The organism is Ileibacterium valens, from assembly GCF_001945525.1.
Lineage (GTDB): Bacteria > Bacillota_I > Bacilli_A > Erysipelotrichales > Erysipelotrichaceae > Ileibacterium > Ileibacterium valens.
In genome coordinates this window covers 1-1,981 of the sequence record NZ_MPJW01000106.1, presented here as the reverse complement: position 1 = coordinate 1,981, position 1,981 = coordinate 1, and the positions used below count along the sequence as shown (strand labels likewise).

Annotated in this window: 2 protein-coding genes; both read right to left on the bottom strand. The window is 44.1% G+C overall.

Translation table 11 applies throughout. The annotated features are described in order from the left end of the window. Window positions 1-415, bottom strand: a 415-nt coding sequence (locus tag BO222_RS05055) for an ATP-binding protein (RefSeq protein WP_158024560.1), incomplete at its 3' end; no start/stop codon positions are given. Next, window positions 412-1,869, bottom strand: coding sequence for an IS21 family transposase (gene istA / locus BO222_RS05050; protein ID WP_143356946.1), 1,458 nt, complete (start codon window positions 1,867-1,869; stop codon window positions 412-414). The genes istA and BO222_RS05055, both read right to left, overlap by 4 nt. Window positions 1,870-1,981 lie beyond the last annotated feature (112 nt).

The following is a 1,981-nucleotide window of genomic DNA, read 5'->3' as shown; positions in this document are numbered from 1 at the left end:
GCTCGATCAGCAGACTGGGGATACTGATAAAAAGAACGCTCCGTCCTTCCTCCACCGCTTTAGAGCCCAGCGCAATAGACAGAGCCGTCTTACCCGTACCCGGATTGCCGATCAGAATAATGTTTTTCTTCTCTTCAATAAATTCCAGAGTTTCGAGTTCTTTGATGATCTGTCTGACTTCCACTTTCAGATGGTCCCGTCTGAAATCATTCAGGATCATCTGATACGGAAAATGCGCGGATCGCATTCTTTTCATAATTCCATTCTGTCTGCGCTGAAAACATTCACCCTGCAGCAGGTCTTTGAGAAATTCTTCATAGCTCTGCTCTTTGAGCGCCGCTTCCTGGCAGTGTTCCAGGTAATGTTCCCGAATATAGGAAAGATGGAGATATTTTGTATCTTCTATGATTGTCATGACTGTTCTCCTCCGATAAAAAGACTGCTGACTTCTGAGATTTCAGTTCCTGTCCGGATTGAAATCTCGCTGCCCTGACCGATCATCAGTACTTCTTTGCGGTACAGCTGTTCGAGTTCGGTGAAAGGGACATCCTGGTGCTGCCGGATAAATTCTATGAATTCCTTTGGCTTTTCTGTAAAATATTTCTTGAAGAATTCTTCAAGGACTGGCTCCTGCTTTAAGACGGTTGAATTTCTTAAGGCGCCAGGCTTTTTATTGAGCGTGCCAAGATAGTGTCGAATATCAAGGCGCGTTTTATTTTTACCTTTCATCCGCTGATGATCTGCTGCGATCTGCTGGTTGTAAAGCACTGTGATGTGATCAGGATATTTCTTTACTTTTACCGTTTTTTCAATCAGGCTTTCCGGTACGGAGTAGAAATTACTGTCTACACGGATGAAGCTGTATTTGTTTACTTTTGCCGATGTAATCTGAGCTGTTTCATAAGGAACAGCCGGAATTGGCTTCAGAACTTTCTTCTCTTCTTCGATTTTTGAATGGACGTTCATTTTAGCCAGAACCTGCTGCAGATAGTCCTGAGCTTCTTCGAAAGAATCAAACTTATACCTTATGGCGAATGCTTTGTTACGGATCACCTTCACCGATCCTTCTACGGTTCCTTTCTCATTGCCGCTTCTGGCATTGGTCAGATTGACATGAAAGCCGTAATAGAGAGAAAGCTTCATCAGTTCTTCGTTGACCGTTTTCTGTGTCCATGTGAAATGGCTGACGGCATTTCGCATATTGTCATAAACGCCTTCTGTAAAGCATCCGGAAACCTCGTGGAAGAACCGGACATGAGAATCGAGAAACACCTCCATACGCTGACTGTCATAAAGTCTGGCCCAGCGGTAGCCGGAGGCAGGACAGGCAATCACTGCCATCTGAACTTTCTGTTTCACATCCCCAATAAAAAGTTCCACTTCACCAAAGTCATACTCAAAACGCTGACCATATTCGTAAGTCTGAGCAATAAAGCATTCTCTGTTCCGATTTCGTTTTTCTCTCACTTTGGCCGTGATGGTGGTTAGGCCGATGTCATAACCTGCCTTTCTGATCAGCTCATGAATCTGCAGGCATGTCAGCCGCTGCTTTCTGGAAGTCAGCTCCTTTGCCTTGTTTTCTTCATCAAGCAGAATCTGATCGAGAAGCTCGTCGATCTGCTCATTGTATTTTCTTGAAGAGCGGTTTGAAGAATCATAAGATGGGGGATCGATAATGACTTCCTTTGTCTTTTCGAAATCTTCAGCAGACATCTGATCAGTGACGAGTCTGTGATGCTCGCGGGAATATTTTTTCCAGCGCTGTCTGACTGTTTCCCGCGAGACCCCGACAATGTCTGCGACTTTCTGATTTGATAATCCCTTCAGCTTGAGGCTGATAATCGTGTGGTAGTCCATGTAATTGATCACCTTTCCGGTACCTCCTGTTCTCCTCAGATTAAGGAGCAGAAGATACAAAAATAGTGGCAACTTTTCAACCGATATTCGTCAAAAAGTAGCCACTTTTAAACTAACAAATACA